We start from the raw sequence: 23,701 nt of genomic DNA, 5'->3' as shown, positions 1-23,701 counted from the left end.
AAAACACGCGATTAAAATTGCTTTAAACCGCAGTTAAAAAGTCATTTATCGCTTTATTAACAGCAAGAGGCTTTTGAGCATGAAGCCAATGACCTGCGCCATGAATAATTTTAGCCTTGGTGTTTTTAAAGCGTGCTGTAATTGCAGTACGATGCTCGGGCAATATATAGTCAGAATCATTACCTTTAATGAAAAGAGTATCACATAAACAAGAATTGTTTTCATTAACATTGGACGTAATTGTTGAATATTTTTCATCAAGCACATTTAGGTTAAATCGCCATGCAAAATGACCTTCTTCATTTTTAGCGAGGCTTTTAAGTAAAAACTGTCGAACCCCCAGCTCTTCAATATAAGGCTGCATAATTGCATCAGCTTGCTTTCTATCGTCTATTGACTGCGTTGAAACTGCTTTTAATGCTTGTAATATTTTTGTGTGGCGAGAAGGGTAACTAACAGGTGCGATATCAAGTACAACCAATTTATTTACCAGTTCAGGGTGTGTTAGTGCTAATTCCATTGCGACTTTCCCACCCATAGAATGTCCAACTAAATGAGCTTTATCTATGTTTAAATGTGCTAATAACTCAACAATATCTTGAGCCATTGCAGGGTAGTTCATTTCATCACTATGAGGAGAAAGCCCGTGGTTGCGTAAATCAACGTTAATAACATTAAAGTGTTCACTTAATGGTTTTGCGATTACATTTAGGTTTTCTAATGATCCAAAAAGTCCGTGGATCAAGATAACATTAGGGCCTTGCCCTTGTTGCTTGTAATTTAACTGCATACACGCCTCCTGAAAATTTCGCCATAGTTTGCCGAGCATTGCTCTAAAAAGCAAAAAATACAGCGACTATTTATTAAATTGGGCTTTTGTTTGTTAAATCAACAACAATCTAGTAAATATTAATATGTTTACGGGAGTGCTTGTTGTAACTCGCATTTCTGATTGGTTTGGGTATAATCACACGGGAGAAAAAAATGTGACCCGTAATGACAGGAAGAACATGAAACAAATCGACATAGACGACGAGTTATATCAGTATATTGCAAGCAATACGCAAAGTATTGGTGAAAGTGCATCCACTATTTTACGTCGTTTATTAAATCTGAGCGGCGAAAAAATTCAAACCGCAAACGTAGAACTAACTCAAAATAATCAAACTGCGACTACGTCTACCGCCACATTAAAAAGCTCAGAGCTACCTGCTGCTGAGACTGCAAAAAAACAAACGCCTGTAGCTCACGCACCCGTGAAGCAAAAAAGCGATAATGTTTTTAATGTATTAAATAAAGAAGAGCTGGCAATGCAGAAGGGTGTTGTTGGGCGCTTTTTGTTTATTTTAAGTGCATTTTACCGCACACATAAAACTGATTTTTCGGCTGTACTAGATATTAAAGGGCGTGACCGTGTTTACTTTGCTACTAGTAAAGAAGCCTTAGTAAATAGCGGTAGTAGTATGAACCCTAAAAACATAACTGATAGTGAATATTGGGTTATGACAAATTCTAATACAACGCGTAAAAAAATGATGCTTCATGAAGTTGCTCTTTGCCTTGGATATAGTGCAGAGCAAGCTGAAAAAATTCGCGATTACCTGTAAGGAAATATAATGGCTATTCACTCAGGCGCAGGCAAAACTGCTCCACAATCAGCACTGGTTAACGTACCTAAATTAGTATCTGCGTATTACTTAAACGAACCTGATCTTGAACAAAATCCAGAGCATTGTGTTGCTTTTGGTACATCAGGCCACCGTGGTTGTTCTTACGATGTTAAATTTAACGAGTCACACATTTTAGCGATTACTCAGGCTATTTGTGATTATAGAAAACAAAATGATATTTTTGGTCCGTTATTTTTAGGTAAAGACACACACGCACTGAGTGAGGCTGCATTTAATTCAGCTATTGAAGTTTTAGTTGCTAACGAAGTGCAAGTGATAACGCAAGAAAACGGTGACTTTACACCAACGCCAGTTATCAGCCACGCCATAGTTAGCCATAACAAGCTGCACCCAAATGAGCTTGCAGACGGGATTGTTGTTACGCCTTCGCATAACCCTCCTGAAGATGGTGGCTTTAAATACAATCCACCTAATGGCGGACCTGCTGATACCGACGTTACTAAATGGATTGAAGACAGAGCAAATCAACTTTTATTAGAAGACTTGGTTGAAGTTGAGCTATTCCCATTCGCTAAAGCTTCACGTTCAGGCTTTATTCGATACGAAGATTTAATGACTCCTTATATTGATGATTTAGCAAATATCGTTAATTTAAAAGCCATTAGCGATGCAGGTATCAAAATTGGTATTGATCCACTAGGTGGTTCAGGTATTAATTTTTGGCCTGTTATTGCTAAAAAATATAATTTAGATTTAACCGTCGTTAATGATGTTGTTGATCCACGTTTTGCTTTTATGCCACTTGATAAAGACGGCAAAATTCGTATGGATTGTTCATCACCTTATTCAATGGCGAACCTTATTGCATTAAAAGATGATTTTGATGTGTCTATTGGTAACGACCCTGACTACGATCGCCACGGTATTGTAACGCCAGATGGTTTAATGAATCCAAACCACTTTTTAGCAGTGGCAATTGATTACTTACTTAAACACCGTGATTGGAGTGAAACAGTAGAGATTGGTAAAACACTGGTTTCTAGCTCTATGATCGATAAAGTAGCAGCGCGCAATAATCGTAAAGTAAAAGAAGTACCCGTAGGCTTTAAATGGTTTGTTGAAGGCTTAAGCAAAGGCAAGCTTGCATTTGGTGGCGAAGAAAGCGCAGGTGCTGCATTCTTACGTTTTGATGGCTCTGTATGGTGTACAGATAAAGACGGCTTTATTATGGGACTACTCGCTGCAGAAATACTTGCAGTAACAGGTAAAACTCCATCAGCGCTTTATAAAGAACTAGAACAAGAGTTTGGTTCTCCAATTTATAAACGCCTTGATGCACCGGCCTCAAGCGGCCAAAAGTCACGTTTAAAAGCATTGAGTGCTTCTGATGTTAAAGCAGATACACTTGCTGGCGAACCTATTTTGCAAAAACTGACTCATGCACCAGGTAACGATGCGGCAATTGGTGGTTTAAAAGTGGTCACTGAAAATGGCTGGTTTGCAGCGCGTCCATCAGGTACTGAAGATATTTATAAAATATACCTTGAATCATTTAAAGGTGAAGAGCATTTAGCGTTACTTGAAAAAGAAGCTAAAAAGTTAGTCGATTCTGTGATCAGCTAACACTGCTTAAACTATTTTAAAACGGCTGATTTATTCAGCCGTTTTTGTTTCTATACCTCTAACTTGTGCATATGTATGCATAAGAGTTTACTCTCACATTATTTTTAAAGGGCTTATTACATGTCAGCCAATCCATCTTACTTAAATGAATTAAAACAAACGGGCGATTTTTTAACCCTTAGCCGTAATAACGAATGGCATTTAGATGCAGGTGAATTTGTTTTAGATAATGGAACTTGTGTAAATATACACGATACCGGCGTAATAGAGTTTCAACCTGCTGTTAAAACAAGCAAAGATGTAATTTATTCAAGCGCTGTACACGGTAACGAAACTGCGCCAATTGAAATTTGTGATGCGCTCATTAAACAAATTATAAAAGGTGAGCTAGTCCTTAAACAGCGTGTTTTATTTATTTATGGTAATCCACAATCAATTAATATTGGCCTGCGTTTTGTAGAAGAAAACTTAAATAGATTATTTAATGGTTACCATACAGTTGAAGGTGTACCAATGAATAATGAACGAAACCGCGCTTCAAAGCTTGAGCAATACGTAAGTGACTTTTATGCCCGTGGCCAGCAAGGCAGTAGCCGATGTCATTACGACTTACACACTGCAATTAGAGGCTCTAAAAACGAAAAATTTGCTGTGTATCCATTTTTACATGGTAAGCCATGGAAAAAGTCACAGTTACAATTTTTATTGAGCTGTGGTGTAAATACCGTACTTATGATGAAATCACCCGCAACAACGTTTAGCTATTATTCGTCGTTTGTTCATGGTGCAGACTCGTTTACGGTAGAGCTGGGTCAGGTTAAGCCATTTGGCCAAAATGATATGGCCCGCTTTGAAAAAACAAAGCAAACATTAACTGCATTAATTAGCCAAAATGAAGTTAAATACCCTGATTTTAATGCAAGTGAGTTTGAGTTATTTGCAGTGCACCGCACAATTAATAGAACAAAGGATGATTTTAGTTTCCCTTTTTCTGATGATGCTGAGAACTTTACTGGCTTTGCGAAAGGTGAACTACTTGCAACCGACGGTGATACAGCGATTTACGCTGACGTTGAAGGTGAGGCTATTATATTTCCAAATGCGAGCGTAGCATTAGGCCAAAGAGCACTGCTTACTGTTATTCCAATGGATATTGATAGCAATTTCGTCTAATTAAACTCATCAGACCACTACTGGCTTCAAGTTAACTATATGATTACTATTAATTAAAGTAACCGTATCGTTAACTTGCCACTTATTTAACCTGTATTTGCTTTTGTTTCGTCCCAGATGTGTTGAATAACACTTTACGTTAACGTAAAGTGTTGGCAGCTTTAATTAAAGATAGTGCAGATGTTGCAAAGTTTAACCAGCAACAATCACCCACAATAATAATTTAAAGGGGCACTGTTTTACCGACAACAAAAGAAGGTAGGTTATGAGTAATCCAAATAACGTATCGCTGAATATTAACCACGAGCTTGAATTTATTGATGGCCAAGCACTTAATATTCCAACCCTTAGTATTTTAACTGAGGACGGCGACATTCATCCTAGTGCAACCGCACCTGATATTTCAAAACATACCGCTATTAAGTTATATGAAACAATGCGTTTTATACGTTTGTTAGATGAACGTATGCAAGGCGCGCAGCGCCAAGGTCGTGTTAGTTTTTATATGCAATGCCTAGGCGAAGAAGCCGCAGTTACAGCCTCTGCTGCTGCTCTTGATCAAGACGATATGATCATGGCTCAATATCGTGAACAAGCTGCACTACATTATCGTGGTTTTACACTCGATCAATTTATGAACCAAATGTTCTCAAATGAATTGGATTTAGGTAAAGGTCGCCAAATGCCAATCCATTATGGCTCTAAAGCGCTAAACTACATGACGATTTCATCGCCACTGGGTACGCAAATACCACAGGCAACAGGTTATGCATATGGTCAAAAAATAAAGCATATCGACGCTAAAACAGGTGAGCTTGCAAGCACAATTGATAACGTGACTATTTGTTACTTTGGTGAAGGTGCTGCATCAGAAGGTGACTTTCATGCGGGCTTAAATATGGCGGCTGTTCACAAAGCGCCGGTTATATTTTTTGCACGTAATAACGGCTATGCCATATCTACCCCTGCTGATGAACAGTTTAAAGGCGATGGTATTGCGTCGCGTGGTGTAGGTTATGGTATTAAAACAATTCGTGTTGATGGCACAGATGCACTTGCTGTGTATACAGCGACCAAAAAAGCACGCGAAATAGCCTCAACACAAGGTGAGCCTGTACTTATTGAATCGATTGCTTATCGATTAGGCGCGCATTCTACATCAGACGATCCCAGTGGTTATCGCTCTAAAGATGAAGAGGCAAATAATCAAATCTGTCCTATTGATAAATTTAGAAAATGGTTGGTCAAGCAAGATTGGTTAAACGAAGAAGACGACATAAAAGCAAAAGAGTCGATTCGTGAAGAAATTTTAGCAGCGCTTAAGCGTGCTGAAGTTGTTGCCAAGCCGGCTTTAGAAGAATTGGTATCTGACGTTTACGATACACCAATTCCATTATTGCAACGTCAGTACGAGCAATTAAAAGAACATATAAAACAGCATCCAGATGCTTACCCAGTAACTGCAGGGAGAATTAAGTAATGGCTAAAATGAACATGCTCCACGCAATTAACTCTGCCCTCGATATTACGATGAACGAACACCCTCAAGCCTGTATTTTTGGCGAAGATGTTGGTTACTTCGGTGGTGTATTTAGAGCAACATCAGGCTTGCAAGAAAAGTACGGTAAGCATCGCGTTTTTAATACGCCTTTAACCGAACAAGGTATTTTAGGCTTTGCTAATGGTTTAGCGGCATTTGGTGCGCCTGCATTAGCAGAAATTCAATTTGCTGATTATATTTTCCCAGCGTTTGATCAAATAGTAAATGAAGCCGCTAAATTTCGTTATCGCAGTGGTAATGAATTTAATGTAGGTAACTTAACTATTCGTACGCCTTATGGCGGTGGTATTGCTGGTGGCTTATATCACTCGCAATCACCCGAAGCTTATTTTGCACATACACCGGGCTTAAAAGTGGTTGTACCGCGTAACCCTTATCAAGCTAAGGGTTTATTACGTGCCTCTATTAAAGATGATAACCCTGTCATATTTTTTGAGCCTAAGCGTTTATATCGTGCATCAACAGGCGAAGTGCCAGAAGAAGATTATAGTATTGAATTAGGCACGGCTGAAGCAGTACAAGAGGGTACCGATATTACGCTTTTAGCGTGGGGTGCTCAAATGGAGATTATTGAAGAGGCAGCAAAGCAAGCAAGCGAGCAAGGTATAAGCTGTGAAGTAATAGATCTTCGTAGTATTTTACCATGGGATGTTGAAACGATTGCTAAATCGGTTATTAAAACCGGCCGTTTAATCGTGAGCCATGAAGCGCCTATAACTAATGGCTTTGGTGCCGAGATAGCAGCAACAATACAACAAGAGTGTTTCTTGCATTTAGAGTCGCCAATTTTACGTGTATGTGGTCTAGATACACCATACCCGTTGGCACTTGAAAAAGAATACGTACCGGACGCACTAAAAGTGTTGGCTGCAATTAAACAATCAATGGATTTTTAGGGGTTACCATGGCGAAAGATTTTATATTACCCGATATTGGTGAAGGCATTGTTGAATGCGAAGTTGTTGAGTGGCTAGTTCAAGAAGGCGATACCGTATCTGAGGACCAGCCAATTTGTGATGTAATGACAGACAAAGCATTAGTACAAATTCCAGCAGTGCATGATGGCATTATTTCAAAGCTATATTATCAAAAAGGTGAAATTGCTAAAGTACATGCTCCTTTATTTGCTATGGATGTAACTGGTGATAGTACGAGTAATGAAGTAGTAGAAGAGCCTGTTCAAGCTGAAAATCAAACTAATAACAATGCATCTGATGTAGTTGAAGACTTTATACTCCCTGATATTGGTGAAGGTATTGTTGAATGTGAGATTGTTGATTGGTTAGTCGCAGAAGGCGATGAAATAGAAGAAGACCAAGCGGTTTGTGACGTAATGACCGACAAAGCATTAGTACAAATTCCGGCAAAATATACAGGCACAGTAAAAAAACTATATTACCAAAAAGGTGAAATAGCAAAAGTACATAGCCCGTTGTTTCAAATGACAATTGCAGGCAGTGCAGTAAAGCCAAATGTTGATATAAACCAAGCGGTCGTAAAGGCTCAAACTAATGCCGTTGCTGAAAAAGTTGCCTCTGTTAAAACGCAGCAAGCTGCAAAGGTTATCAATCAAAAAGCGGTGGCGTCGCCTGCAGTTCGTCGTAAAGCACGTGAGCTAGATGTTGATTTAACGTGCGTACCAGGTAGTGGAAAAAATGGACGTATTTACAAGCAAGATATTGAAGAGTTTGTAAAAGGCGAAGTGCCAAATACTATTGATACTTCACCGCTTAATAGCGATGCTTCTCAAAGTGCAGTACAAAACCAAACACAGAATCAAAGCGGTGGTGTACGAGTAGAGCAAATTAAAGGCATTAAAGCGGCCATGGCCAAGCAAATGGTGGCATCGGTTTCAACTATTCCGCACTTTACGTTTAGTGATGAAATAGACTTAACACAGCTTATAGCTTTGCGCAGCTCCTTAAAAGAGCAGTACAAAGCACAAGGCGTAAAGCTCACCATGATGCCATTTTTTGTAAAAGCACTCTCGCTAGCAATGAAAGAGTACCCTGTACTTAATTCAAAAGTGAATGATGATTGCTCAGAGCTTTCCTATTATAACGATCATAATATTGGTATAGCAGTTGATTCAAAAATTGGCTTGTTAGTGCCTAATATTAAGTCGTGCCAGAGTAAGAGCATTGTTGATGTGGCAAGTGATTTAACCCGCTTAACTCATTCTGCGCGAGAAGGGCGTGTTGCACCTGATGATTTAAAAGGTGGGACAATTAGTATCTCTAACATTGGTGCGATTGGCGGCACTATTGCGACCCCTATAATTAATAAACCAGAAGTAGCTATTGTTGCGCTTGGTAAACTGCAGCACTTACCGCGTTTTGACGAAAGTGGGCAGGTTGTGAGTAAAGCGATAATGCAAGTAAGTTGGTCTGGCGATCATCGTGTTATTGATGGCGGCACTATTGCACGCTTTAATAACCTATGGAAATCGTACTTAGAAAATCCTTCGGCAATGATGATGGCAATGAGTTAATAATATAATTGTTTAACTAGGGCGTGTTGATCTTTGATGGTTGAATTTACAGCAGTATGTTTGGTTTTTAGGCAAGCCAGAGCCTATGAAGTTTGGTTACTCCCCATAAATAGGCGATAACGCAGCATAAATGCCAAACATGCGCTGCCCTTCGCGTTTTGCCTAGGGGCGATAAACTCTTTGTTGCTCGGTTTTTACTTAGCCCACTAGGTTACAAACCTCGCGCCGCGATTAAATCGCCCCTAGATTGAACAAATTTCAATCCGCAAAGGTCAACACGCCCTAATAAAAAACCAGCAATTTGCCGGTTTTTTGTTTTAAATGAGTCTGTTTTTATTTAAGATACAAGTGTTACTAAAAAGTAATAAAGTTAACCCCGTTAGGGAATATAAAAAAATAACACTAAGGAAATGTCATGGAACATTATATGAACGCGCTTCGCAGCTACGCGGATTTTTCAGGCCGTAATCGTCGTAAAGCATATTGGATTTTTGTATTATTTAACTTCATTTTTTCGGTAGTTTGTAATGCGATTGATGGTGTACTAGGTACAATGTTCATTGGCACTATTTATAGCTTAGCGCTATTAATTCCTGGCTTAAGTGCTGGCGCACGTCGCCTTCATGATACTGGTCGTTCAGGCTGGTGGCAGTTACTTTGGTTAGTGCCAGTAATTGGTTGGATTGTTTTAATTGTTTTTCTTGCACAAAACTCACATGAAGGTGAGAACGATTATGGCCCAAATCCAAAAGAACTAGCTGCAGAGCCAGCAGCCGTATAAATAAAATAAGTTAACATCCTAAAAGCTCAGCAATAGCTGAGCTTTTTTGTTTATGGTAATTTTAACTTAAAAAGTAAAGGCCATAGCCAACGGCCAAAGCAGGAATAGATGTATACACAGTCGCAATTACAGCCGCTTTAGGTGCCATTGCAATTGCAGGAAATAACGCATCACCATCGTTAGATATTGCATTAGCAGTTAATGCGCTAAATGGAATGATCCCCTGAATATATAACGTAGTAACAATTATTTGCGGACCACAACCGGGTAAAAAACCAATCACCACAGCAATAAGTGGCGCCAAATAAGCATAATGTGCAAACCAGTTTTTTAAATCAAGCCCTGCAATATTTACTAAAATCTCAAACAACATAAACGATGCCACTACCCATGCGGTCACAAAGTGTGTGTCTTGAAGTACTTTAATAATTTTAGAAGGTGGATTATATTCATCGTCTTCTGAGGTTACTTCTTTATAGCTTTCACCTTTAGAAGAATACGCCCATATAGTTACAGTAAATAACGCCATTGCAGCACCAAAAATACTAATACTTGTGCCTGTGTATTTTCCAAATTGATCAAAGTCGACATTAAATGCAATTAAAAAAGCAATAATGAGGCTTGGAATAATAGCGAACATCCAAACGGGTTTGCTTATTTTAATTATACTAGTTGGCAATACTTTAACTTGGTGTTTTTGTTCTTGCTTTGTTGGGCGTAAAAAGTCTTTTGCATGAAGGGCGTTTACTATAACACCACAAAGCGCGCCTACTACTAAGCCAATGGCCATTATGGTTAAACCTTCAGTAGGGCGAGTGGCAAGGAGTAAAAATGCGGCATCTCCCATTGTAGCTGTTAAAACAGCAACAATAGCCCCAAAACTTGCTTGGCCTTTTGTAAACTGGGTAACCACTATTATTGCACCACCACATCCAGGAAGGGCACCTAAAACGGCAGCAAAAAATATTTCTAATACCGGCGATTTAGCACTTAAATAACTAAGCTCTAATTGAGGTAAATGCTCTATGGCGTAGTAATAAATTAATAATGTAGCAGCAACAAATACGCTAACTTGAAAAAAAGCATCGCTTAGTGCTGTTATTGTAATTTCACGAAATGATGGCACAGCTAAGCATACCAGCAAAAAAAGTGGTAATAATAAACGTTTATTTTGGCTAACAAAGCGTTTAGAAGCGGGCGTAATAAATCCTATTTGAGAGAGTAAAATCATACAGTGTTACCAATTAAATAAACTTAGTAACACTGTATATTTTAATTAAATGATAATCAATATCATTTGCATCTATTTAAATCGATTACTCACTTTGAATTTTTCGATAAGTAAACTCAAATAGGGCTACTTACGCTGAAATTCTGAGTTTGCATTCCACGTTGGCCATTGCTCTTGCTCCGAAATATCAAAACCTACTTTATAAAACAATTGTAAGTCTTGAACAGCACCCGATAAATCCCATTCGTCACGGTAACGATCACACGGTTGATGATAACAACCGCGAAGTACTAAACTCATGCGTTTACGGTAATTAGCTGTCACTTCGTCAGCTGCGACTGTGCCGCCACCTGCGTACATGGCTGGAATCCCCATATTAGCAAATGCAAAGTGATCAGAGCGGTAATAGCCACCAGATGATGGTTTAGGATCGCCTGATATTGTTCTGCCTTGCTCTTTAGCTGCAGTTGCTAAAAACTCATCCATTTGTGACTTACCAATACCGACCACATTCATGTCTTTTACTTTGCCTAATAAATTTAAGCTATCCATGTTTATGTTAGCGACTGTTTTATTAGCTGCAATCACTGGGTTAGCTGCATAGTATTTAGAACCTAGTAAGCCTTGCTCTTCAGCAGTTACCGCTAAAAATGTCATTGAGCGGCTAGGATGCTTAGGTAATTTAGTAAAGGCTTCAGCTACTTCAATAAGCCCAGCGGTACCCGTTGCGTTGTCGTGAGCACCGTTGTAAATTTGATCGCCTTTACGTGTTTTATCTGTACCTAAGTGATCCCAATGCGCCGAGTAAATAACATGCTCATCTGGTTGCTCGCTTCCTGGTAACGTAGCGATAAAGTTATACGACACTGATTTTTTAATCGTGTTTTTAACATTAACAGAAGCAGTTAAATCGCCCATATCAACATGGTAAGCACCTTTAGCAGCATTTGTTTTAACGGTATCAAAATCTAGACCTGCTTTAGTAAAAAGCTCTTTTGCTACGTCAGTTGTAATCCAGCCTTCAACGGCTACGCGGTCCATATTGTTGTTTTCTTTTTGAAAACCAAACTGCTCACCGCTCCACGAGTTTTCAACTACTGACCATGGGTATGACGCAGGTGCTGTTTCATGAATAATAATTGCTCCAGCTGCACCTTGTCGACTTGCTTCTTCATATTTGTATGTCCAACGACCGTAATAAGTCATCGCGTCGCCAGTAAATAAAGTAGGGTCTTTTGTTGCAAAGCCCGGATCGTTAACCAGCATTACAACCGTTTTACCTTTAATGTCTAATCCTTCGTAATCATTCCAATTGTATTCAGGTGCATTAACGCCGTAGCCCACAAAAACAAGTTCAGAATTTTCTATGCCTTCTTGTGCGCTAATGCGGCTGCTACCCATAACCATATCTTTTTTATATTGATAGTCTTTACCACCAATACTTAATACCATGTTTGCATCAGCCTCAAGCGACACAAGTGGAACTTCTTGTAAGTAGCTGTCGCCATTACCTGGTTTTAAGCCTAAAGCTTTAAACTGCGCAGTTAAATAATCAAGCGTTAGCTTTTCGCCAGGTGATGAAGGAGCACGGCCACCAAACTCATCCGATGCGAGTACTTTTACATGTATAGCCAATTCATCAGCTTGAATACTGTTATAACCATTTGTTACATCAGTAGGTGTAATACTTGTTGTTGCGCAACCTGCTAAAACAGCAGTAGCGAGGAGTGTGAGAGAGAAATAATGTTTCATGTCAGCTCTTTTTTTGTTTTAAGTTGTGATTAGTATATTAACTTCTATTAAGTAGAACCAGTTTTTGCGGTAAACTTCTCGTAAATTATAGGCATAAATTGTTAAAGGTTTAAATGAAGCGTTTTACTCCCCCCGAGCAGTGGCAAATCAATAGTTTAGAAACAGGTGCATTTGCGCATTTACGTGAGCTATTTAAAGTTAACGAACTAACAGATTGGCCGGCGCCGCAGTGGTTTTCTCCATTTTTAACTGCTATTAATGAGAATAGTATTCCTATTACTTTTGAAGATGATGCAAAGGTAGACTTTGGCGAGCGGTATTACGAGCAAGTAATTTTTGAAACGGGTGTTGTACCTACACGAAGTGAAAATTGGCATGACTTATTTGGTGGGTTTATATGGTGTTTATTTCCAAAAACCAAAGCGTTAATAAACCATAGACATGTGCAAGATATAGCTGAGCATGGACTGCAACAGCGTACTAAGCATCGTAATGCACTAACGCTTTTTGATGAGTGTGGTGTTGTATTAGCTATAAGTGAGAGTAAATGGCAGCAGTGGCTTTGCGATCACCAATGGAAAACTGCATTCGTTGAACACAAACATGAGTGGGGTAAAACAATAAAACCTTTTATGTTTGGTCATGCTAATTATGAAATGCTAACAAAGCCTTATATAGGTTTAACGGGTAAAGCGTTATTTGTTTGTGTACCGAATGAAATATTTTGTAAAGATTTAGTAACTCAATACCAGTACCTTGACCAAGCCCTTTATGAGATGATTGATACAGATAACTGCTTAGCCGATAACAAAAAGCTTTCACCACTGCCTTTATTAGGTGTGCCAGGCTGGCATGACGAAAACAAAGATGACTCTTTTTACAACAATACAGATTATTTTAGAGCGAAACGAAGGATGCGAACATGATAGAAGTTGCTGGGCTTAAAAAGAAATTTAAGCTAACTAAAGATCACAAAAAAAATAAAATAGACGACATCGATCCTCGTGAAGATAAAGACTACTTTCACTCAGTACGAGACGTTAGTTTTAGTTGCGCTAAAGGTGAGGTACTTGGATTGCTCGGCCCAAATGGTGCGGGTAAAACGACGACACTGAGAATGATTTCAACCGCGTTAAAGCCCGATGAAGGCTCAATAACGATTGCCGGAAACGATATTGTAAAAAAACCGCTACTGGGCCGTAAGTCTATTGGATTTTTATCAGGCTCTACGGGTTTGTATGGCCGCTTAACTGTAAAAGAAAACATAGAGTATTTTGCAAAGCTTCATGGCATGAACAAAAGCGATATTGCATCGCGTTGTGATGAGCTATTTACATTGCTAGACATGCACAAATTTGTAGATAAACGGGCAGAAAACCTTTCAACAGGTATGAAGCAAAAAGCAAATATAGCGCGTGCAGTTGTTCATCGCCCAGCAGTTGTGGTACTTGATGAGCCAACAACGGGTCTTGATATAATGACAACACAAACCGTTATTAAATTTATCAAAGGTTTAAAGGCGCAAGGGACGCCTGTTATTTTCTCAACCCATCATCTAGATGAAGTAGCTCTTTTATGTGACCGTGTCGCTGTAATTAACGAAGGTATTAGCTGTTTTGACGGGACAGTAGAAGAGTTTAAACAAGCAGGTAATAGTGATGAGCTTAACCAAGCGTTTATGAATATATTAACGGAGAAACATGATGTTTGAGGTATTTAAAAAGGAATTAAGAGAGTTATTACGCGATAAAAAAACGCTATTATTTGTAGTCGCGCTCCCTGTTGCTATATTTCCGTTATTGTTTGCCGTAATGGCATTTATAAGCTCGCAAGCTGCAATGGACGCTGAGCAAAAAGTAAACACTTACGCGATTATCAACGGTGACTACGCACAAGAGTTTACAGATAAAGTGTTTTATCACAAAAGTTTTGAGCTTTATAAAGGGGATAAAACCTTTAACAATATAGATGAGCTTAAAGCAGGTGTAATCGCTGGCGATATTGATATGGGTATTTATTTACCAAGTCATGCTGTGCAAACATTGGACGATGGAAAACAAAGCCAGTGGCAGGTTGTTTTTAACGATTCAAAATCTATCAACTTTTTATTCGAACGCGTTAAAGAGCTCGCAAAAGAATACAGTGACGTGCTGCAAACTCAAAAGCTAATCAGTTTTGGTATTGAAGAGTCTGTTCAAAAATCTATTATTAATCCAATTGAAGTCATAAAAGTAGATACAGCCGATAAACGTGAAAACCTTGGCGAAAAAATTGGCGGGTTTTTACCTTATTTACTTATTCCATTAGTATTGATGGGGGCAACTTATCCCGCTATTGATTTAGGCGCTGGCGAAAAAGAACGCGGCACGCTAGAAACACTCCTACTTACACCTATTACGCGTACAGAGTTGGTGCTTGGTAAATTTATAACCTTGTTAACTACATCCATTGCCTCCACAACCATAACCGTCTTAAGTATGGGCTGCTGGATAGCATTGGCGCTCGCATTTGCCGATCTTGATTTTATTAAAGCCGCATTTAGTACATTAGCAGTTACCGATTTACTAATGATATTTGTACTATTACTACCTGTTGCAGCTATATTTTCGGCCTTAGCTCTGGCTATATCTATCTATGCTCGCACGTTTAAAGAAGCACAAAATTATATGGCACCACTTAGTATGGGCGTATTTTTCCCGATTATTATTTCAATCATGCCAAATATGGAACTCACTGCTAAAACAGCATTCATTCCTGTTACAAACGTAGCATTAGCAATTAAAGAAATAGTAAAAGGGACTGTTGATTACACATTTGTAGGCTTAATATTTTTAGCCACTGCAATCATTGCTGCTGGACTATTGGCATTTTGTGTTAAGTGGTTTAATAGAGAAGACGTTCTTTTTAGATAAAATTGTTAATTATAAAAAGCACCGCTGTAGTGGTGCTTTTTTGTTTCTAAGCTATTTGTTTCAAAGCAGTTTGTATTAAGTCATTAAATAGTTTAGATTTATGAGCTGAACTACGGATTAAAAAAACAAGGATGGATTCTTGAAAATACCCCTTATTTACTTCTCACTATTGAGCGTAAGCAGCGCTTTCAGCTTGTTAAGTTATACAACTCCGGCAAAAGCAATCCAATCGCCACCACCTGTAGGCACGTGGCAAAACAAAGATGAAGACGGCGATGGTGTGCCTGATGAGCAGGACGATTATCCGTTTGATGCAAACTTAGTTAAAGCGAAGTATTATCAAGAAACGGAGTTAAACGACAATTTAGCCAAAGCAGATAATCTGACTTCAGAGATCCCATACTTTGTTTCAGGTCTAGTGCAGCATACAGCTGATTTAGATTTATTTAAATTCACAACAAATAAGGCTGAGCGTGTATCTGTTGTACTCAATACTACAAACACAATTTTCAGACCAAACATTTTTATCCTCAATTCAGAAGGTTCGTCGGTAGAAAAAATTAAATCAAATTTTACTGCTATTGGAAATATTGGAGCCGCAGCTAATTTTACGCTTCCTACTGCAGATACTTATTACTTAGCTATTACTGATGATGATGCGCGAGGGGATACTGATTTTACATATAAAGCAAAACTCTTTTTTGATGTAGATATAGATTACATAGATGATGGTCTAGAGTCTGCTTTTGGCTTAATTGTTGACGATATAGACTCAGATAGAGATAGAATTTTTGACGGTACAGAATTTTATGTTTATTTAGATGGTAATACATATTCACACGATGTTGACTTGGATGGTATTCCTAATTGGTTGGATGACGATAGTGATGCAGACGGAATACCAGATAAAATAGAAGGCATTTCAGATCAAGATCAAGATGGTTTGGGTAACTTTGTAGATCTTGACTCAGATGGCAATGGCAATGTCGACAAAAATGAAGTTAAGGATATTCTTACTTCTTTTCCCGCAGATACTGACGGTGACAGAGTACCAAATTACGCCGATGTTGATGACGATAACGACGGGTTACTTGATGGAAATGACTCTGAACATTTAAAAATAATTGATTCAACTTTCCCTGGCGAAGCTGATTATAAAGAAATAAGCACTATAAATTATATTTTTAAGGGCCAGTCGTATAATGGGCTTTTTGTAGAGAATGGGACGCACAAAGTAAAGGGTAGAGGACTTGAAACCGAGGGCATACTCGTATTCAAACGAACTAATAATTTACCACCTATCAATAAAAAAGTATCATCATTGCAAGATGTTCCCTTTGTGCTGCCTGAGCATACCCAATCTATGTATTTTTTTGCTAAGGGTAAACGTTCCAACTCAATTAATGTGATTAAATCAAACCGTAACCTTCCATTAATATTAAAACCAGAACTTGATTACTATTCGGTGGGTGACACCGTAAGTCTATCGGGACAACATTTTTCTGATGATACGCTTGTTTTTATTGATAATATAAAAACTAAACCTTCAATTATAAATACCGAAAAGTTGACCTTTGTTGTTCCTGACGGCGTCAGTTCTCAAGCTAAATTAACAGCCAAAACAACTTATGGTACAAGTAATACAGTCACAGTTAAAATTGGTGATGAAGTACTTTTAGATTACAGCCAATTGAACATACCCAATAAGGTATTAGCATCATTATTAGTTGCCTCTCTAAAATCACCGATAAATCAAGAAGAGCAGCTTGGTGATGATTTAAACGTTAATTATATTTTTGGCGGTGATAGTGATGTTGTTATGGCGCTTTATATTGACGAGAACAAAGAGCCCTATGAATTTATTAATACTATGGTTTTTCAATCAGATAAAAATATTTTGATTACGCTAATTCATATAGCAGCATCTTCTGTATGGTATAGCGGTGCTTTAGGTAACAATATAGAACAAATTAATTGGAAAGAAGAGTTTAACGCGCTTAGTTCTAACGAAGACGTTAAAGTATTTGCCAACTTTATTGAAGCAAATTTAAGTAACCCTCGTTATATTGATGATAATTCAGCCAAGTACCGCTCACTTTTAAATAAAGCAATAGCGAGTTCAAAAGACTCAATATCAAACTGATAAGCAGCATCAATAAGTTATTTATTTTCAAACAGTAAAAACCAAAACTTAGTTAAGGATAATTATGAAACTCTATAAATTTTTACCATTTTTTTTATTATCTAACCTTGCTTATGCTGAGTTGGATAAAGATTTAATTACTAAAATGTGCTACGACAATGCTATGAAGATTGTAAATAAGGATTTCGATTCCTATATAGAAGATTTTCATCCAAAGGTTAAAGCTGTAAATAAGGCTAATTCATTTTCATATATGAAAAAGAAGTTTCTAAAAAAAGCAGCTAGATATGATGATTCGATTAAAACAGCTGATTACGAACGTACATTGTTTATGTTGATAGATGAAAAAGATAAAGACTTTTTATTTAACATTGAAACAAAAGTTCAAGTTGAAATTGGGTTTTTAAACATAGAAACAGGAAGTTCCCATTTTCTCTGTGACTATGGCTTAGATAAAGAAACTAATCAGTGGTATAAAACTAGTCTTTAATCAGTTTCTTATATTAAGCACATAGCTTATTGTACAAGAACAATTTAATTGTGTGATTTTCCAACGGCGAGAAAAATAACAATAAAAAAACAATAACATGCTGGAGTTTAATAAAGTACTTAATTTGAGCGCTTAAGATTCTTGGCGAAAATAAAGCCACGTTTAATTTTCATGGTGAATTAGTGGCGGATCATGGTGTAAGTTATGAAGCAAGAACTGTTGGACCTGTAGAGTTTGAATAATCATTGTAAATTGGTTTACTAAATAGCTTTTGGGCGTACCGCAATACACAAAAAAGAAGGAACTTTTAAACGTGAAAGACTCACTCTCGTACTCTATTTACAATAATGTAAAAAACATGCCAGTTTTTGCACATAATGATAATTATAAACTAAAAAATACGGGGCGCTGGCCACAAAAAACAACAAAACAGTGGTTGATATTTTTTGTAATTAATACACTTGTTGCTGTTATTCTTGGGTTAATTGGCATAGACCTTACACCGAACAAGTATCCCACTTATTCATCTCCACAACTGATCCAATCAATAGTTTTAAATTTATTACTCATAAACACAATCCGCTTTGTTATATGGGTTAATAACAGTATTAAATGTGCCAAAGATTTAACCGTAGATAAACACACAGGCAGTGTAGAACCCATTGAATTAACCAAACCGGTTAAAGTAACGGTAAAAATATTTCCGACTAAAAGTACTGATTTTAAAATTATTACCGGGGCAGTAATTGAATACCAGAACAATAAAAAACAGGTTTTTAATCGCTTATCGATATTACAGCTTCCTGAATTTGTAGATTGGTTAAAAGAGAAGCATGGTGTAAGTATTGATTTCAAAACTTCATTAATTACAAAATTCCCACTGTATTTTTTATTGTTAATTACTTTCTTCTTAATGATTTTTTTATTTTTTATCTAATCCGTCAAAGGGGAACTTTGATTTTATAAAAGAGGCTTTATGGACTTTTTGTGTAACAAATTTAGGCGATTTACTAACTCATATAGCGCGGATGAACGCCTTGAGAAAGATAGTAAGGCCGATTTAACAACGTACCCTTTATTAAAAAACTTCACTAAAAAGCAAGTCTACCTACACAGTGTAGTAGCTTACATTGTTGGGTTTTTATTAACCTGTTTTTTTATAAGTGAAGGTAGGGTGTACGATACTAATAATAGGCCTGAATATGTTGTACTTTATTTTATCGGCTTTTACTTTGCTATTTTAATTGCAGTTTTGTTTTTTAAACGTGGCAACAAACAATCAATTATTCTGTATCAAGACTATTTTGAATTTAAAGGCACTGGTAGTGTAAATAAAAAGTTTTACTATCGGGATATTGAAGAGGTAACCGTGGGTAAGTTTGATTACACCATAGTAAAGCGTATTCGTGGAACGGTTAGTCGCCATGAAAATATTAAACTCCCATTTTTTACTCATGCTACATTTTTATTTACTAATAAAGACACGCTGAGTATTAATCGAATAAACCTTTTTATGCTGCCTGAAATAATAGAAGTAATGGTCAAAAGAACAGCTGTTGAAGTATCTTATTTGTTCCCACCTCTTATAAAGGCTATTGCAATTATGTTTGTAGCGCTGTTTTTAACAGTACTTACAAGCATAATAATTATGCAAACATACTTAGCTTAATAAGCGTTAATTGTTACTTTAACTTAGTTAAATTGGCCGTTGGTATTTAGGTCAAAAACCTTAAACTCAATAAGGTAGGCTTAACCTTCCTTTTTTATCATGAAAAGTCATTTGTCGTATTGGTGTATTAATGAGTTATAAATTACAAAAACAAAGCAATGAGCAGCTAATATTTACAGATAATGGCGGAGTCTCAGGGGTTATATTTCACTTTTTGTTAATATGCTTAGGCGCATGGCTAATTTATATTAGTGTTATAGGTATATATGAAACAGGCGAGCTAGTTTGGTCCAGTATAATAATTTTATTGGGTTTGGTGCTGTGCACGCCGGTATTGAAAGTCAATAAAGTAATACTAAGCGCTAAAAATAAAGATATTGTGAGTACACGCTCTTGGCTTGGCTTTGTTACTAAAAAAAAACATATTATTAATTCACAGTTATCTCTGGTTGAAGTAAGTGGCTTTACAACTGGTGAGTTTGAAAAATTTTTTGATACAGAAAAGCCAGTACTAGAGCATTTTTCAATGAAGTTTTTTAGTTATCCAGAGCTCACAATGAACATTGCGACACTTTCAGATATTTTAAAATCAGCTGCTTTTTTAGAGGCGCATTTTGACACTGATTTGGCGCTAGTTGCTGGAAATCGTAGGCATAAATTAAGTATTGATGGTTTAAAAACTAAAAGCACAGAGTCAGCTGATATTCCTAATGACCGTTACTTTAAACAAAGTAACGGTGGTGAGTTAATAATAACTGCCAGACCCGTAACATCCCCGCAATTTTGCTCGCTATTAATGCTAATTTGGTTGTTTACATTATTTACTATTTGGTTTTTATTTAATCATGCAGACCTTGTAGGAGCTCAATATTTACCAGCCGCTCTACAGTCAGTTTTATCAGTAATACTCATTGTGCTTGGGGGGTATTTAAGTACATTAGTTATGGGCCGTAAGCGGTTTAGCGTAAGCAATGGCGCTTTAATAGTTAAAGCTACTGGGGCCAAAAATAATATTATAAAGTTAAACGATGTTTGGGGCGCTGCCAAAGTCGCGCGAAGGACTTACCTGTTAACTAAATCTGGCGCGATTTGTTTAGGTTACAACTTACCAAGAAAATACAGTATCGCCATACATGATTGGTTTGCAAAATCTATCGATACATAGGTGGCTATAGATGTGTAAGCTTGAATGGCTGTATTAATTTAGGTACGATGTCCTAATTAACTAAAAAGAATAAACTTTAGGCAAATAATAAATACTTTAATGGATTAACCAACAAGGATGGATTCTTGAAACTACCCCTTATTTACTTCTCGCTATTGAGCGTAAGCAGCGCTTTTAGCTCGCTAACGTATACATCACACATCCAAGCAAAAACAATCCAATCGCCACCACCTGTAGGCACGTGGCAAAACAAAGATGAAGACGGTGATGGCGTGCTTGATGAGCAGGATGACTATCCGTTTGATGCCGATAAAACCACAATGTCGGTTGTTCAAGAACAAGAGTTTAATAACAACGTTGGCCAAGCAAACCCAGTTGGGAATATACCTTTTAAAGCTGCGGGGGTTATTGATAAAAATGTAGATATAGATGATTTTAAATTTAATATCCCCAGCTTAATGCTATTTGAAGACTTATCAGTGACGTTAATACTTTTTAAAGATAATAAGCGTTTCACACCGTCTTTAACCATCATTAATAATAATGGCGATGTTATTTCTTCTATACCAACAAACATTAAGCACGTTGGTAAAGTCGGTCAAGCTATTACTTTCTCACCTAAGCAAGCGGGTGAATATAATTTAAGTATTACTGATAGAAACAACTTAGGAGCAGATAGCTTTACGTATACAGTACATGCATTTATTGATATTGACAAAGACGCAGTCCCTACAAACAAAGAGCTTGCTTTAGGAATGAACCACCTCGGGCAACATACAGATGATGATAAAATACCAGATGGAAATGAGTACCATATTTATACAGCTAACTTTAGCTATAGTCATGATGTCGACAGTGATGGTACTCCAAACTGGCATGATTTAGACAGTGATGATGATGGCATTACTGATGATATAGAATCAACCTACGATTTAGATGACGATAAAAAACCAGCCTTTGTAGACCTAGATAGTGACAATAATGCAGTTTTAGATTCAGATGAATTAAACTTAGTTGAATTTATCCGTTATGATCTTGATGGTGATGGCATTCCTAATTTTTTAGATACTGACGACGATGGCGACTTTTTGTTTGATGAAAATGATCCGCAGCCACTAGAAAAACTAATTGGTATAAATAACTTATACCCATCAAATACCCCAGTCATTAGCTCTGCAACATATTCTCATAGTGACGAAGCAGTATTTATTAACAAAGTTAGGCCGTTTTTCCCTGCTAATTTAAATGCAGAAAACCTAAAAGGTGATGCGGCACATTTGGTAATGTTAAAAGGGGATGACAAACAGCCAGTCGTTAATTTACCAGTGACGATTACATCAGAGAATAAAATTGAATTTGTTATACCTAATTATCCAAAGGTAGCGTTGGGCGGAGAACCCATTACATTTTTTCTAGCTATAGATGGCTATAAAACCAACAGTATTGATGCCACATTACTGCATCCAAAAACACCACTTATTACAGGCATTCCGACTAGAAATGTAGTCGAAGGCGATAAAGTATTAATAACTGGTGCAAATTTAGAAAGTGGAACTTCATTAGTTTTTGCAGATGGCCCAACAATACAGTTGGATTATATAAATGATACTAATGCTAGTTTTATTGTACCTAGCGATGTTGGTACAGGCTGGTTGAGCTTACAAAATGTATATGGTGAAAGTAACTACTCAAGTATCAAAAAAGAACAAGTTATATCGCTAAAGGTTGTAATGCCTGATTACTTACATATTAAGGGACCTTTTTATGTAGATAATTTAGACGGAGAGTTTTATGGCATTAATGCTTTTAATAACAAACAGGTACAAATAAGCTCAACCACTGATTATATTTCTCTTTATTACAAAGACGGCATTCGATTATTCCAAAGTTACATAGCCGATGATAGCCAAATAGAGCTAAGTGTTGATAGTACGCTTAAATCTTTTGTTTTACGTGCTTTTGTGTATCAAAATAAAGTTGACGACGTGCCGCAATTAAAAAATAAAATAAGTGATTTAGCATCATACAAAGCGTTTAAAGATTGGTACGAAGAAAATTTGCGGAAAGAGTCGCTTGACGCATTTTTAAAAGATGACTCTTATAACATTATTGGGAAGGCCACAGCAGTGGCAGATGATTTATATAAAAAGCTAAAAAGTGAACGTAAAAATAATAATTAAGAGTATATAAAAGGAACGTTATGTTAAAAAAAACAATGTGTGTATTGCTCTGTTCATTAGTTTTGCAAGGGTGTGTAGACTCATATTCAGTTAATGATGTTATTGAAGGTTCTGTCGAACTAAATCCCGATATTGGACTGTTAAATTATAAAGTCAGTGTTGAAGGTCTAGAGCGTGGTTGTTATATATACCTCTCTAAACCAGGTAACGACTTTTGGCATGTAGAAGATCAACAAAAAATGTTACAGGGAGTTTCTTGTTTTAATAATAAACGAAAGTTATTTGCTCAAGCACCTGACGTTAGTAGTTTTACTTGGACAGAGGCTGATGGTGGATTTAATTTTACTATGGATGCCACAGCAATCAGTGTAGATGAGGAAAAGCTTAATATTTACACAACGTCCTCCATATTTGTTCCGTTAACAAAGGATTTGAAATGAAATCACAATTAATAGCGCTTTCTAGCATCATATTTTTAAGCACAGCAGCTTTTGCTGATGAATCTAACGTAAATTTTCCTGCCAAGGATAATCAAGATCCATTATTTATAAAAAAATGCGAAGAGTTTAGACAAGCAAAAGCGGATAAAAACATTGATACTTTGATGTCTTTTGTACCAAAGCATTTTAAAGATACGGAAGACGAAAAAAAACGAGCTATTGCATATTTGAGTAAAGAAGCTGAGAAGTTTCAGGAGTATGCACAAGATCCTAATTTTGAGATTAGCTCTATTAAAATATCTACTAAAGCACCTAAAAAAAATGCATCCGTTAGGATTGAAGCTAAATCAGGTGATAAACGTAGTTACTCTTCGGGTTGCGCTTTTGAAAAAACAAAAGCTGACGGTTGGATAATCATTGTTGCGTCTAGTTAATTAGCTTTTCGACTACTTTAAGTAT

At 37.1% G+C, this 23,701-nt stretch carries 21 protein-coding genes; 18 read left to right on the top strand and 3 right to left on the bottom strand.

Annotated elements, in window-relative coordinates; translation table 11 throughout:
* Nucleotides 1-22: 22 nt before the first annotated feature.
* Nucleotides 23-790 (bottom strand): alpha/beta fold hydrolase, encoded by a 768-nt coding sequence (locus tag H5117_RS09220; RefSeq protein ID WP_182737366.1) that lies wholly within the window; start codon nt 788-790, stop codon nt 23-25.
* Between the two features lie 220 nt (nt 791-1,010).
* Here H5117_RS09220 and seqA point away from each other — a divergent pair, with 220 nt between their 5' ends.
* The 7 genes from seqA (at nt 1,011) to H5117_RS09185 (ending at nt 9,260) form a co-directional block, all read left to right on the top strand.
* Nucleotides 1,011-1,607, top strand: coding sequence for a replication initiation negative regulator SeqA (gene seqA, locus H5117_RS09215; protein ID WP_182711206.1), 597 nt, complete (start codon nt 1,011-1,013; stop codon nt 1,605-1,607).
* A gap of 9 nt (nt 1,608-1,616) precedes the next feature.
* Complete coding sequence (pgm, locus tag H5117_RS09210; protein ID WP_182737364.1) at nt 1,617-3,254, top strand: phosphoglucomutase (alpha-D-glucose-1,6-bisphosphate-dependent); 1,638 nt, start codon at nt 1,617-1,619, stop codon at nt 3,252-3,254.
* A gap of 120 nt (nt 3,255-3,374) precedes the next feature.
* On the top strand, nt 3,375-4,427 hold the full coding sequence (gene astE / locus H5117_RS09205) for a succinylglutamate desuccinylase (protein ID WP_182737362.1): 1,053 nt from the start codon (nt 3,375-3,377) through the stop codon (nt 4,425-4,427).
* Nucleotides 4,428-4,692: 265 nt separating this feature from the next.
* The gene (locus H5117_RS09200; RefSeq protein WP_182737360.1) at nt 4,693-5,907 is read left to right on the top strand and encodes a thiamine pyrophosphate-dependent dehydrogenase E1 component subunit alpha; all 1,215 of its coding nucleotides are present in this window, start codon (nt 4,693-4,695) and stop codon (nt 5,905-5,907) included.
* Nucleotides 5,907-6,884, top strand: coding sequence for an alpha-ketoacid dehydrogenase subunit beta (locus H5117_RS09195; protein WP_182737358.1), 978 nt, complete (start codon nt 5,907-5,909; stop codon nt 6,882-6,884). Before H5117_RS09200 ends, H5117_RS09195 begins: the two co-directional genes overlap by 1 nt.
* Before the next feature lie 8 nt (nt 6,885-6,892).
* The gene (locus H5117_RS09190; protein WP_182737355.1) at nt 6,893-8,479 is read left to right on the top strand and encodes a dihydrolipoyllysine-residue acetyltransferase; all 1,587 of its coding nucleotides are present in this window, start codon (nt 6,893-6,895) and stop codon (nt 8,477-8,479) included.
* A gap of 415 nt (nt 8,480-8,894) precedes the next feature.
* Nucleotides 8,895-9,260, top strand: coding sequence for a DUF805 domain-containing protein (locus tag H5117_RS09185; RefSeq protein WP_182737351.1), 366 nt, complete (start codon nt 8,895-8,897; stop codon nt 9,258-9,260).
* Nucleotides 9,261-9,321: 61 nt separating this feature from the next.
* Here H5117_RS09185 and H5117_RS09180 read toward each other — a convergent pair whose 3' ends face one another.
* Together H5117_RS09180 and H5117_RS09175 are read right to left on the bottom strand one after the other, a co-directional pair.
* Nucleotides 9,322-10,491 carry a putative manganese transporter gene (locus H5117_RS09180; RefSeq protein WP_182737348.1) on the bottom strand — a complete coding sequence of 390 codons (1,170 nt, stop codon included), beginning with the start codon at nt 10,489-10,491 and terminating at the stop codon, nt 9,322-9,324.
* 126 nt (nt 10,492-10,617) lie between these two features.
* Nucleotides 10,618-12,243: a M28 family metallopeptidase gene (locus tag H5117_RS09175; RefSeq protein ID WP_182737345.1), complete on the bottom strand. Its 1,626-nt coding sequence runs from the start codon at nt 12,241-12,243 to the stop codon at nt 10,618-10,620.
* A gap of 113 nt (nt 12,244-12,356) precedes the next feature.
* Here H5117_RS09175 and H5117_RS09170 point away from each other — a divergent pair, with 113 nt between their 5' ends.
* From H5117_RS09170 to H5117_RS09120, 11 genes are all read left to right on the top strand, one after another.
* Nucleotides 12,357-13,169, top strand: coding sequence for a DUF3025 domain-containing protein (locus H5117_RS09170; RefSeq protein WP_182737342.1), 813 nt, complete (start codon nt 12,357-12,359; stop codon nt 13,167-13,169).
* The gene (locus tag H5117_RS09165; RefSeq protein ID WP_024596859.1) at nt 13,166-13,954 is read left to right on the top strand and encodes an ABC transporter ATP-binding protein; all 789 of its coding nucleotides are present in this window, start codon (nt 13,166-13,168) and stop codon (nt 13,952-13,954) included. The genes H5117_RS09170 and H5117_RS09165 overlap by 4 nt, the downstream gene beginning before the upstream one ends.
* Nucleotides 13,947-15,155, top strand: coding sequence for an ABC transporter permease (locus H5117_RS09160; protein WP_182737461.1), 1,209 nt, complete (start codon nt 13,947-13,949; stop codon nt 15,153-15,155). Before H5117_RS09165 ends, H5117_RS09160 begins: the two co-directional genes overlap by 8 nt.
* 139 nt (nt 15,156-15,294) lie before the next feature.
* Entirely contained in the window at nt 15,295-17,298 is a 2,004-nt protein-coding gene (locus H5117_RS09155; RefSeq protein ID WP_182737339.1) for an IPT/TIG domain-containing protein, read from the top strand.
* Between the two features lie 64 nt (nt 17,299-17,362).
* Complete coding sequence (locus tag H5117_RS09150; protein ID WP_182737336.1) at nt 17,363-17,788, top strand: hypothetical protein; 426 nt, start codon at nt 17,363-17,365, stop codon at nt 17,786-17,788.
* 313 nt (nt 17,789-18,101) lie between these two features.
* Entirely contained in the window at nt 18,102-18,725 is a 624-nt protein-coding gene (locus H5117_RS09145) for a hypothetical protein (protein WP_182737334.1), read from the top strand.
* A 39-nt stretch (nt 18,726-18,764) separates the two neighbouring features.
* Entirely contained in the window at nt 18,765-19,457 is a 693-nt protein-coding gene (locus tag H5117_RS09140; RefSeq protein WP_182737331.1) for a hypothetical protein, read from the top strand.
* A 130-nt stretch (nt 19,458-19,587) separates the two neighbouring features.
* Entirely contained in the window at nt 19,588-20,622 is a 1,035-nt protein-coding gene (locus tag H5117_RS09135; RefSeq protein WP_182737329.1) for a hypothetical protein, read from the top strand.
* Nucleotides 20,623-20,747: 125 nt separating this feature from the next.
* Complete coding sequence (locus H5117_RS09130; RefSeq protein WP_182737327.1) at nt 20,748-22,802, top strand: hypothetical protein; 2,055 nt, start codon at nt 20,748-20,750, stop codon at nt 22,800-22,802.
* A 20-nt stretch (nt 22,803-22,822) separates the two neighbouring features.
* A complete protein-coding gene (locus H5117_RS09125; protein WP_182737325.1) occupies nt 22,823-23,242 on the top strand; it encodes a hypothetical protein in 420 nt (139 codons plus the stop codon).
* Nucleotides 23,239-23,676, top strand: a complete 438-nt coding sequence (locus tag H5117_RS09120) for a hypothetical protein (RefSeq protein ID WP_182737323.1) — start codon at nt 23,239-23,241, stop codon at nt 23,674-23,676. The genes H5117_RS09125 and H5117_RS09120 overlap by 4 nt, the downstream gene beginning before the upstream one ends.
* Nucleotides 23,677-23,701 lie beyond the last annotated feature (25 nt).

The organism is Pseudoalteromonas sp. SG45-1 (assembly GCF_014164135.1).
GTDB lineage: Bacteria > Pseudomonadota > Gammaproteobacteria > Enterobacterales > Alteromonadaceae > Pseudoalteromonas > Pseudoalteromonas distincta.
Note: the sequence above shows the minus strand (reverse complement) of the source record. Positions and strands in the feature narration are given on the sequence as shown.

What these genes read in the sequence shown, in the direction of transcription:
- H5117_RS09220 (WP_182737366.1), bottom strand. Translation starts at nt 790, where the DNA reads ATGCAGTTAAATTACAAGCAACAAGGGCAAGGCCCTAATGTTATCTTG.
- seqA (WP_182711206.1), top strand. Translation starts at nt 1,011, where the DNA reads ATGAAACAAATCGACATAGACGACGAGTTATATCAGTATATTGCAAGC.
- pgm (WP_182737364.1), top strand. Translation starts at nt 1,617, where the DNA reads ATGGCTATTCACTCAGGCGCAGGCAAAACTGCTCCACAATCAGCACTG.
- astE (WP_182737362.1), top strand. Translation starts at nt 3,375, where the DNA reads ATGTCAGCCAATCCATCTTACTTAAATGAATTAAAACAAACGGGCGAT.
- H5117_RS09200 (WP_182737360.1), top strand. Translation starts at nt 4,693, where the DNA reads ATGAGTAATCCAAATAACGTATCGCTGAATATTAACCACGAGCTTGAA.
- H5117_RS09195 (WP_182737358.1), top strand. Translation starts at nt 5,907, where the DNA reads ATGGCTAAAATGAACATGCTCCACGCAATTAACTCTGCCCTCGATATT.
- H5117_RS09190 (WP_182737355.1), top strand. Translation starts at nt 6,893, where the DNA reads ATGGCGAAAGATTTTATATTACCCGATATTGGTGAAGGCATTGTTGAA.
- H5117_RS09185 (WP_182737351.1), top strand. Translation starts at nt 8,895, where the DNA reads ATGGAACATTATATGAACGCGCTTCGCAGCTACGCGGATTTTTCAGGC.
- H5117_RS09180 (WP_182737348.1), bottom strand. Translation starts at nt 10,491, where the DNA reads ATGATTTTACTCTCTCAAATAGGATTTATTACGCCCGCTTCTAAACGC.
- H5117_RS09175 (WP_182737345.1), bottom strand. Translation starts at nt 12,243, where the DNA reads ATGAAACATTATTTCTCTCTCACACTCCTCGCTACTGCTGTTTTAGCA.
- H5117_RS09170 (WP_182737342.1), top strand. Translation starts at nt 12,357, where the DNA reads ATGAAGCGTTTTACTCCCCCCGAGCAGTGGCAAATCAATAGTTTAGAA.
- H5117_RS09165 (WP_024596859.1), top strand. Translation starts at nt 13,166, where the DNA reads ATGATAGAAGTTGCTGGGCTTAAAAAGAAATTTAAGCTAACTAAAGAT.
- H5117_RS09160 (WP_182737461.1), top strand. Translation starts at nt 13,947, where the DNA reads ATGTTTGAGGTATTTAAAAAGGAATTAAGAGAGTTATTACGCGATAAA.
- H5117_RS09150 (WP_182737336.1), top strand. Translation starts at nt 17,363, where the DNA reads ATGAAACTCTATAAATTTTTACCATTTTTTTTATTATCTAACCTTGCT.
- H5117_RS09140 (WP_182737331.1), top strand. Translation starts at nt 18,765, where the DNA reads ATGGACTTTTTGTGTAACAAATTTAGGCGATTTACTAACTCATATAGC.
- H5117_RS09135 (WP_182737329.1), top strand. Translation starts at nt 19,588, where the DNA reads ATGAGTTATAAATTACAAAAACAAAGCAATGAGCAGCTAATATTTACA.
- H5117_RS09125 (WP_182737325.1), top strand. Translation starts at nt 22,823, where the DNA reads ATGTTAAAAAAAACAATGTGTGTATTGCTCTGTTCATTAGTTTTGCAA.
- H5117_RS09120 (WP_182737323.1), top strand. Translation starts at nt 23,239, where the DNA reads ATGAAATCACAATTAATAGCGCTTTCTAGCATCATATTTTTAAGCACA.